Raw genomic sequence first — 8,953 nt, 5'->3', positions numbered from 1 at the left:
CTCGGCAGACTTCCGCGGCGAGAAATTTTACTGCAGAGCCCGTGGCGGCGAAAATTGACGCGCCCGTCCGAAAGCTTAAATTAAGGTGCGAGCGTTTGTGATAAGAGCGCAGATTTTAAGAGGCGAAATTCTGCGCTGCTAAAAGGCGCAAAATTTCACCGAATTTACTCGCCGAATTCCTTCTGCAGCCTATAAACCTTATCGTAATCGACCCCCTCGATGATGCGCGGGCGCGAGGCGTTGAAATCGGCGTTTATCACCGAGCGAGCGGGGTCAAACTCGGGCAGGTCGGTCATCTCTAAAATTTCTGCAATCGCGTGGATGAGATCGTCGTTTAAAAACGGCCTATTTTTAGCTGCTGCGATGCGCGCCCAAAGATCAGCGTTCTGCTCTTTGAACTTATCCGACGCCATGAAAATCAGCGGGATTTCGAGCGTGAAGCGGTTGATGCCGCCGTGGATCAGCTTGCCGCGGTATTGATAAAGGCTCTGGGCGTGATCGCTAAAATAGACTATCAGCGTGTTGTCGCTTGCAAAAATTTTATAAATTTCGCTTACGATAAAATCGTTGTAAGCCACGGTGTTTAGGTAGTGCGCGAGCTCTTTTTTCTGCCCTTCGTCCAGCGGCTCGCGCGAGATATCTGCGGCGCTAAATTTGGCAAAGCTTTTTGGATAGCGAAACTCGTAGCTTGGGTGCGAGCCCATTAGATGAAGGATGAAAAATTTATCCTTTTTTTGCGTACCATTTACCTCTGCGGCGGAGCTTTCGCCCTTGCGTGCAAGAGGTGATCTTTTCGCACCCGATTTAAAATTTTTTATACTCGGAAGCATAACCTCGTCGAGCGAGTAGGCGTATTTGTAAACCGGGATTTGATTCGTAAAGTCCGAGTGATCCGTCATTTGCGCGCTCGCGCCGCTTGCGACCGCCCACTGCCCGTAGCGCTCCTGGTTGCTGATCCAAAAGGTCTCGTAGTTTGCCAGCCGCGCGAGATTTACGATGTCGAGATTGGCGCTCCACGGGCGCTGCTTTTCGCTCTCGTAATTTCCGAAATTTAGCACGTATTTTAGCACGTCGTTAGTCTTAGCTCCAGGCGAGACGACATCGCTAAAGGCGATTAGATTTCCGCTTTGCTCAAGCGCTTGCAGATTCGGTGTGGTGGGCAGATAGTAGCCGTATAGGCTCATAAAATTTCGCTGCAGGCTCTCTCCGATGATGAAAACGACGTTTGAGATGCGGTTTGGCGCGGTTTTATGCGAATGCGAGGCGTAAATGCTTTGGTATCCCGCTTGCAGCTCGCGCACGCTTTTAAAATCGGCGCCGAAATAATCCTTCGTAACGAAAGCAAAGTTATAAATCGGAATTTTATTTAGTGCGATTATGATGCTGGCGCGCATTTTCGAGCTTTTGGCTACGTAGCTTTTAAACGCCGCATGTGCAATAAAAACAAGCAAGCTAAGCAAAAAGGCTAGCTTTATCGCGCGACATAGCTTCATCCGTGCTCGCTGGCTCACTCTAAGCCTAAGAGCGGCGAAGACGAAGATCAAAAGCGCCAAAAAAGCCGCGATAAGCTTAAAATTTAAAAACGCATGCGCGAACTCGAAGGCCTCCTTGGGCGTCGTTTGCACTAGCGCGTCCAGCGTGCCGTGCGAGTAGGTAAGCTCCAGGCTAAAGATCAAAAAAATCTGAGCGATCGCAAAGGCTACGTTTATCGCCAGAAGCGCAAAGGAGAGAATTTTATATAGCCTGGCGCTGTAAAAGCTGAGCACGTAAAGCGCGAAAAAAAGTATCGTCACGCCGCAGATCGCAGACGCCACGAAAAACAGCGCCTGCGCAGAGAGCAGCTCGCCGCCGCGCGCGATAAGAAGCAACCCGAGCGCTAAATTTAATACTAAAACTAGCGTGTATGCGTTTAGCACCGCGCCGTCAAATACCGATAGGAGGCTGAATCTGTCTTTTAAAAATGCACCGATATTTTTTACGAGGCTCATGAAATTCCTTGCGTATTAAAATACAAATATGAAAAATGCGATGCCGATTAGAATTCTATAAATTCCAAACGGGATGAAATCAAACTTCGAAACGAAACTTAGAAATAGTTTGATCGCCGCAAGCGCCACGACGAACGCCACTGCGCCGCCTACGAGAAAGGTCGTGATATCGGCGGAGTTTTGCGCGAAGGCGTCTAAATTTTTATATGTGTCGTAAAAGGTCGCCGCAAACATCGTAGGGATCGCGAGTAGGAAGCTAAAGCGCGCGGCCAGGTTTCTGCTTAGCCCGCACAAAAGCCCTGCGATGATGGTAGCGCCGCTGCGCGAAGTGCCCGGCACCATCGCAAAACACTGCGAAAGCCCGATGATAAAGGCCTGAACGTATGAAATTTGATCTAGATGCTCTAGCTCGCCTTCTCTAGGGCGCGCCTTGCGAAGGAGCTCGACTGCGATAAAAATAACGCCCCAGCCGATCAGCGCGTAGGCGACGGTCTGCGGCGCAAATAGCGATTTGATGCTTTTATACAGTAAAAATCCGATCGCTGCAGTGGGGATGAAGCCCACGACGAGCTTGCACCAGAGCTTAAAATCGACTAAAAGCCGCTTGTAAAACATCGCCACGACCGCTAGGATCGAGCCTAGCTGGATAACGACTTCGAAGCATTTAAGCGTGTCGGTCTGCTGTAAGCCCATCAGTTTTGCGGCCAGGATCATGTGCCCGGTCGAGCTTACGGGCAGAAATTCCGTTAGCCCCTCGACGATGCCTAAAATCACGGCGTCAAATATATTCATCCATTTTTTCCTTTAAATTTGCTAAATTCTGCGTGATCGAAGCGGGTCTGTAGATCGCCTCTACCATCGCGATATAATCAGGCTTGAGGGCTAAAATTTCATCCAGATTTTCTAAGTTTATCCCGCCGATTACGGCGATTGGGAGGTTTAAAGATTTTCGCGCCTCTTGCACAAGCGCATCGGGGCAAAGCGGCGCATCGGGCTTTGTCTTGCCGCGCCTTAGTGAGCCGAAGGCTACGTAGCTAGCGCCCTGCGCTTCGGCCTTTTGCGCGCGAGCAAGACCGGCATAGCAGCTAACGCCGACGATCTTATCCGCGCCTAAAAACTCGCGCACCTGCGCCGTCTCGCCGTCGCCTTCTCCGATATGTACGCCGTGCGCGCCAAGCTTTTTAGCAAGCGCCGCATCGTCGTTGATGATGAGTTTGGCGCCGTAATCCTCGCAAAGACCGATGAGAGAGCGGATTAAAGCTTCATCCTGCGCGGCGAGCTTGCTGCGATATTGCACGAGCTTTACGCCGCAGCGTAAAATTTCATCTATCTGCGAAAAGATAGTTTGCGGTGGCGTTAAGATATCGTCGCTAAGCGCGTAAATTTCACTCATCTATCTTTTTCGGCATCGGCACGCCGTTTAGGATGCAGTTGGTAACATCCCAAAATTTTGCGCTATACATTCCGCGCTTAGCCTCTTTGGCCTCCTCGGCGGCTTTTAAAAGAAGTTCGCTATCGTCGGTTGTCGGCACGGCAAATCCCGCCGCCACTAGGTCCAATCGCAGATTGCTTTTAGGATCGCTTGCGTCGCAGACATAGGCGTCATTGCCGCGATCGATTAAATTTACGTAGTAGCGCTTGCCGGGTTTTATCACAGACTCGAGAGCTTTTTTATATTCTTTGTCGAATTTCTTCAGCTCCTTAGCATCCGTTATGCACCTAGAAGCACCCGCGGCGATTATATTTAAATTTTTTAAGTCGCAGGGGAAGAAACGATCTTTTTGAGCCTTTCTGAAGGTAAAAACTAAGCTTCTGCCGTCATTGCCAAGACCTGTAAACGCAGCGATGCCGTATCTGTCTTTTTGCTCCGCAAAGCTCTGCGTGCAGAGCAAAATCGCAAGTGCTAAAAATATCTTTTTCATAGGATTCCTCTTAGGCGGCGCAAATTCTATGAGAGGAATTTGCGCCTAAATTTTGCGGATTATTTTAAATTATATTTTTCCAAAAGCTTTTCGTAGCTTCCGTCCTTTTTCATCTCCTCAAGCGCTGCGTTAAATTTAGCGAGCAGCTCGGGATACTTGCCCTTATCGAATGCGATCGAAAAGCCCTCGCTGCCGTCGGATTCTTTAAAAAATGCGGTTAGATCATCGTTTTTCTTAAGATACTCGTAGCCTACGGACGAATCCACGCAAAGCGCATCGATCTTTTTGTTCTTCAGCGACATAACGGCTACAAAAACGTTCTCCGTAGCGCTAACCTCGGCGCCTTTTATATCTCTGATCGCAAGCTCTTGAATGGTGCCTAGCTGCGCGGCAAGGCGCTTGCCCTGCAAGTCGGCTTTGGAATTTAACGAGCTATCGTCCTTGCGTTTGACGTATAAATTTTCGACCTTGTAGTAAGGATTTGTGAAATCGATCGCCTTTTTACGAGCCGGTGTCGCGCTCATTCCCGAGGCGATCATATCGATTTTGCCGCTTTTAATCGCAGGGATTAGCCCGTCAAAGCTCATATTTAAAATTTCATATTTTACGCCCGTGCGCTTTGCAAGCTCGGCTACCAGATCCATATCAAAGCCCGTGACTTTGGAGTTTTCATCCACGAACTCAAACGGCGGATACTCGGCGTTCGTGCCTACGATGAGCGTATCTTTGGTGATGTCCTTAGCAACTAGCGAGCCGCAAAGCAAAGCGCCCGCAACTAGAAATCTCATAAATTTTTTCATTTCCCTCTCCTTTAGTGGTTTAAAATTTTATTTAAAAATTCTTTCAATCTCGGATTTTGCGGATTTTCAAATACGTTTTTAGGCGTATCGTCCACAGCGATCTTGCCGCCCTCCATAAAAAAAATCCTATTCGCGACATTGCGTGCAAAGCCCATCTCGTGCGTTACCACAAGCATCGTGATCTCCTCTTTGGCGACCTCTTTCATTATGCCTAACACCTCGCCGATCATCTCGGGATCTAGTGCCGAGGTAGGCTCGTCGAATAAAATCACGTCCGGATTTACCGCCAAACTTCTAGCGATTGCGATGCGTTGCTTTTGCCCACCGCTAAGCTTGTGCGGATAAGTATAGGCCTTATCGCTAAGACCGACCTTTTGCAGTAGCTCCTCTGCTTTTGCGTAGGCTTGTTCTTTAGTATAGATTCCCGCTTTTATGGGCGCTAGAGTTAAATTTTCCAGCACGTTTTTATTTGCAAAGAGGTTGAAATGCTGAAAGACCATACTAACTTTGCGGCGAATTTTATTAATATCGGTGTGCTTATCGGTAATATCCTCGCCGTCTATTTTAATAATGCCGCCGCTTGGAATTTCAAGCAAATTTAAGCAGCGCAAAAAGGTCGATTTGCCGCCGCCGCTTGGACCGATGATCGCTACGATATCGCCTTTATTTATGCTCTTTGAAATTCCTTTTAGCACCGATAAATTGCCGTAGGATTTGGTTAAATTTGATATTTCAATCATTGCGGTTTAACCTACTTTCTAGCATTTTTACTAAAAACGAGAAAAATTTCACGCTTGCATAGTAAAGCACTGCGGCAAAAAGTATCGGCTGGACGGTATAAAGCGCAGCCTGCATGCTTTTTGAAAAAAACGTAAGATCAGTAATTGCTACGAGGCCCACGACCGAGGTTTCTTTAAATAGGCTAATAAACTCATTCGCAAGCGCGGGCAAAATGTTTTTTATCGCTTGCGGAAAGACGATCTCCTTCATCGCCGTGCCGTAGCCTAGACCCATTGCGCGCGCAGCTTCCATCTGGCCGCGATCGACGCTGTTTATACCGCTGCGCACGATCTCTGCGACGTAGGCGGAGCTGTTAAGCCCTAGCGCAAAGATCGCAGCTGCGATATTATTGCTCCACGTAGCAAAGATAATAAATACGAACACCATCAGCTGGATAACGATTGGGGTTCCGCGGATGATGTCTACGTATTCGTCGATAATGAAGCTTAAAAATTTATTGTTTAGAAATTTTAAAAATGCCAGCATAAATCCTAATGCGATACCGATCACAATGCCACCGGAGGTCAAAATAAGAGTGATGCCGTAGCTTTTGGCGTATGAAATTTTTTGCGCTTCGCTCAGTTCGGGATAGGTGAAATAAAGCCCCACGGCGATTACAGTCAAAACAAATACGACCTTTAAAATTTTCTCGTTCAACCAAGGCGCCTTTTTCTTAAAATTTAAACGGCAAGAATACTAAAATTTCGTTAAAATCTGGCTAAATTCCGAAAGTAAAATTTTATTTGAAATAGAGTAAAATTAGCTTTTTTAAAAGGAGGCAACGATGAGCTTTTGGACCTATTGCGCAATCGCGATATATTTCGGCGCACTTATTTTTATAGGTAGGTATTATTATGACAAGAATGCGAGCTTAAGCGAGTATCTGCTCGATAACCGCCGCCTGGGCCCATTCGTAACGGCGCTTAGCGCGGGCGCTAGCGATATGAGCGGCTGGATGCTTTTGGGGGTGCCGGGCGCGATGTTTGCGACGGGGATTTGCAATATCTGGATCGCCCTAGGACTTTGCGTGGGCGCGTGGTGCAACTATAAATTTCTTGCTAAAAGGCTTAGAATTTACACCGAGGTAGCAAGCGACAGCGTCACGATCCCGGATTTTTTAGAAAACCGCTTTAAAGACCGTACCAAGACGCTTCGCATCATCTCCGGGCTTTTGATCATCATATTTTTTACGCTCTATGTTAGCAGCGGCATCATCGCGGGCGGCAAGACCTTTGAGAGCTTTTTCGGGCTAAATTTCACCTATGGCGCGATCGCTACGATCTTAATCGTAGTGTTTTATACCTTTTTCGGCGGATTTAAGGCCGTCGCGATCACGGACGCATTTCAGGGCGCGCTGATGTTTGCGGTGCTTATTTTGATCCCTTTGTTTTCTTACCGCGCGCTGCAGATCCCTGCGGACAGCTCCTTTTTTGCGCAGGTGCGGCTATACGGCGCGAGCCACCTCGATCTATTTTACAATCAAAGCTTCTTAGGCGTTTTGGGTCTGCTTGCTTGGGGGCTCGGATACTTCGGGCAGCCGCACATCATCGTGCGCTTTATGGCGATCAGAAGCTCGCGTGAGCTTGATAGCGCGCGCCGTATCGGAATTTCGTGGATGGTGCTAGGGCTAGTAGGCGCGATGCTTAGCGGTCTGATCGGCTTTGTGTATTTTTCGCAAAAGGGCCTTAGCATAGACGATCCCGAAAAAATTTTCCTAGAGCTCGGTAAAATTTTCTTTCATCCATTCATCCTAGGCGTCATAATCTCTGCGGTGCTGGCGGCGATTATGAGCACCATCTCAAGCCAGCTTTTGGTAAGCGCGAGCGCAGTTACGAAGGATTTTATCTTTGCGTTTTATAAAAAAGAGGTGAGCGAGCGCACGCAGACGCTAAGCAGCCGCATCGCCGTCGTGATCATCGCCGCGCTCGCCGCTATTTTGGCGTTTGGCTCAAACGATACGGTACTAAACGTCGTCGGAAACGCTTGGGCGGGATTTGGCGCGAGCTTTGGAGCGGTGCTGCTTTTCAGCCTGTATTCTAAAAAGATGAGCGCTCTCTCGGCTTTAGTGGGTATGCTCGTAGGCGGTATTACGGTTATTTGCTGGATCTTATCGGGGCTTTCGGCGGTCGTTTATGAGCTGCTGCCGGGCTTTTGCTTTTCGGCGCTTGCGATACTGCTCGTAAATCGCTACAACTCCGTGCTTGATAAGATGGCGGATGAGCCCAATGCCGCGCAAATTTCGCAGGAATTTGAAAAGATGAAAGAGCAGAGTTTAAGGGGCAAAGATGGCTAACGTAAAGTGCCCGCACTGCGGCTCTTTGATCGATATAGACGAGGCGCTACAGCGCGATATCAAGGCTAAATTTGAAGATGAAATTTTGCAGCAGAAGCGAAAGTGGCAGCAGCAGCAAAATGAAGCCACGCTTAAATTTGAAGCCGAGATCGCCGCTAAGCGCGAGGAGTACGCGAAGCATCTGGCGCAACTGCAAGCGAAGGAAAACGCATTCGAGCAGCGCGTAAAAGCGGCGACCGATTCCGCGCTAAACAGCGAGCGGGAGAAAATTTTAGCGCTTGCAAAATCTCAGATCGAGAGCGAAAACGCGGCGAAATTTGAAATTTTACAAAAGGAGCTGCAAGAAAAATCGCAAAGAATTTCCGAGCTAAATTTAATAAAGGCCGAGATGGAGGCGCAGAAGCGTAAATTTAGCGAGCTTGAAGCCGAGAATAAAGCCAAATCAGAAATCGAGCTAACCAACCGCGTAAACCAAGAGCGCGAGCGGCTTTCGAAACAAATTTCGCAGGAAAACGAGCTGAAATTCCGCCAAAAAGATGAGCAGATCCAAAGTCTAATCGGCCAAATAAACGAGCTTAAGCGCCGCTCGGAAGTGGGCTCGCAGCAGCTTCAGGGCGAGGTGCAGGAGCTCGCGCTGCAGGAGTATCTGCGGCTAAATTTTCCTTTGGACGAGATAGATGAGGTCAAAAAGGGCGCGCGCGGTGCAGACTGCGTGCAGATGGTGCATACGAGGGAGTTTGCTGGCTGCGGTAAAATTTTATACGAGAGCAAGCGCACGAAAAGCTTCGAGCCCAAATGGATCGATAAACTCAAAGACGATATGATAGGCGAGGGCGCGCAGATCGGCGTTATCGTAACCGAGCAGATGCCGCCTCACAGCCCTAGGCTGCATCAAGCGCCGAGCGATGCTAGCATCTGGATCTGTTCGTTTGAGGAATTTAAGGGGCTTTGCGCCGTCTTGCGCGAACACGTCGTGGCGCTTGCATTTGCCAAAAGATCGGGTCAAAATCAAGATAGTAAAACGGCGATGCTCTACGACTATCTGACCTCGCCTGAGTTTGCAAACCAGATAAAGACGATCGTTTCGGCGTTCGTCGGCATGCAAGAGAGCCTAAATAAGGAGCGCAACGCGATGGAGCGCATCTGGAAACAGCGCGAAAAACAGATCGC

Annotated in this window: 9 protein-coding genes; 2 read left to right on the top strand and 7 right to left on the bottom strand. The window is 48.6% G+C overall.

All coding sequences use genetic code 11. The features are described from left to right. Window positions 1–164: 164 nt before the first annotated feature. From Q0238_RS09650 to Q0238_RS09620, 7 genes are read right to left on the bottom strand one after another with little or no spacing between them, the layout of a single operon-like run. The gene (locus Q0238_RS09650; protein ID WP_297945587.1) at window positions 165–1,988 is read right to left on the bottom strand and encodes a phosphoethanolamine transferase; all 1,824 of its coding nucleotides are present in this window, start codon (window positions 1,986–1,988) and stop codon (window positions 165–167) included. 15 nt (window positions 1,989–2,003) lie between these two features. Next, entirely contained in the window at window positions 2,004–2,780 is a 777-nt protein-coding gene (locus Q0238_RS09645; protein ID WP_297945585.1) for an undecaprenyl-diphosphate phosphatase, read from the bottom strand. Continuing rightward, window positions 2,767–3,381, bottom strand: coding sequence for a thiamine phosphate synthase (gene thiE, locus Q0238_RS09640; protein ID WP_297945583.1), 615 nt, complete (start codon window positions 3,379–3,381; stop codon window positions 2,767–2,769). The genes Q0238_RS09645 and thiE overlap by 14 nt, the downstream gene beginning before the upstream one ends. Continuing rightward, on the bottom strand, window positions 3,374–3,910 hold the full coding sequence (locus Q0238_RS09635; protein WP_297945581.1) for a hypothetical protein: 537 nt from the start codon (window positions 3,908–3,910) through the stop codon (window positions 3,374–3,376). Before Q0238_RS09635 ends, thiE begins: the two co-directional genes overlap by 8 nt. 59 nt (window positions 3,911–3,969) lie before the next feature. Beyond that, window positions 3,970–4,710 carry a basic amino acid ABC transporter substrate-binding protein gene (locus tag Q0238_RS09630; RefSeq protein ID WP_297945579.1) on the bottom strand — a complete coding sequence of 247 codons (741 nt, stop codon included), beginning with the start codon at window positions 4,708–4,710 and terminating at the stop codon, window positions 3,970–3,972. A gap of 11 nt (window positions 4,711–4,721) precedes the next feature. Next, window positions 4,722–5,450 (bottom strand): amino acid ABC transporter ATP-binding protein, encoded by a 729-nt coding sequence (locus tag Q0238_RS09625; RefSeq protein WP_297945577.1) that lies wholly within the window; start codon window positions 5,448–5,450, stop codon window positions 4,722–4,724. Next, window positions 5,443–6,105, bottom strand: coding sequence for an amino acid ABC transporter permease (locus Q0238_RS09620; protein WP_291940149.1), 663 nt, complete (start codon window positions 6,103–6,105; stop codon window positions 5,443–5,445). Before Q0238_RS09620 ends, Q0238_RS09625 begins: the two co-directional genes overlap by 8 nt. A gap of 169 nt (window positions 6,106–6,274) precedes the next feature. On the opposite strand from Q0238_RS09620, the gene putP reads away from it, so the two are divergent. Together putP and Q0238_RS09610 are read left to right on the top strand one after the other, a co-directional pair. Continuing rightward, window positions 6,275–7,783 (top strand): sodium/proline symporter PutP, encoded by a 1,509-nt coding sequence (gene putP / locus Q0238_RS09615; protein WP_297945575.1) that lies wholly within the window; start codon window positions 6,275–6,277, stop codon window positions 7,781–7,783. Next, the coding region (locus Q0238_RS09610; RefSeq protein WP_297945573.1) for a DUF2130 domain-containing protein at window positions 7,776–8,953 on the top strand (1,178 nt) is incomplete at its 3' end. The genes putP and Q0238_RS09610, both read left to right, overlap by 8 nt.

The organism is uncultured Campylobacter sp. (genome assembly GCF_938045775.1).
Lineage (GTDB): Bacteria > Campylobacterota > Campylobacteria > Campylobacterales > Campylobacteraceae > Campylobacter_B.
This window is presented reverse-complemented; position numbering and strand designations above follow the sequence as displayed.

Bases quoted from the DNA above. Each gene is read 5' to 3' on its own strand.
- Q0238_RS09650 (WP_297945587.1), bottom strand. From the start codon at position 1,988: ATGAGCCTCGTAAAAAATATCGGTGCATTTTTAAAAGACAGATTCAGC.
- Q0238_RS09645 (WP_297945585.1), bottom strand. From the start codon at position 2,780: ATGAATATATTTGACGCCGTGATTTTAGGCATCGTCGAGGGGCTAACG.
- thiE (WP_297945583.1), bottom strand. From the start codon at position 3,381: ATGAGTGAAATTTACGCGCTTAGCGACGATATCTTAACGCCACCGCAA.
- Q0238_RS09635 (WP_297945581.1), bottom strand. From the start codon at position 3,910: ATGAAAAAGATATTTTTAGCACTTGCGATTTTGCTCTGCACGCAGAGC.
- Q0238_RS09630 (WP_297945579.1), bottom strand. From the start codon at position 4,710: ATGAAAAAATTTATGAGATTTCTAGTTGCGGGCGCTTTGCTTTGCGGC.
- Q0238_RS09625 (WP_297945577.1), bottom strand. From the start codon at position 5,450: ATGATTGAAATATCAAATTTAACCAAATCCTACGGCAATTTATCGGTG.
- putP (WP_297945575.1), top strand. From the start codon at position 6,275: ATGAGCTTTTGGACCTATTGCGCAATCGCGATATATTTCGGCGCACTT.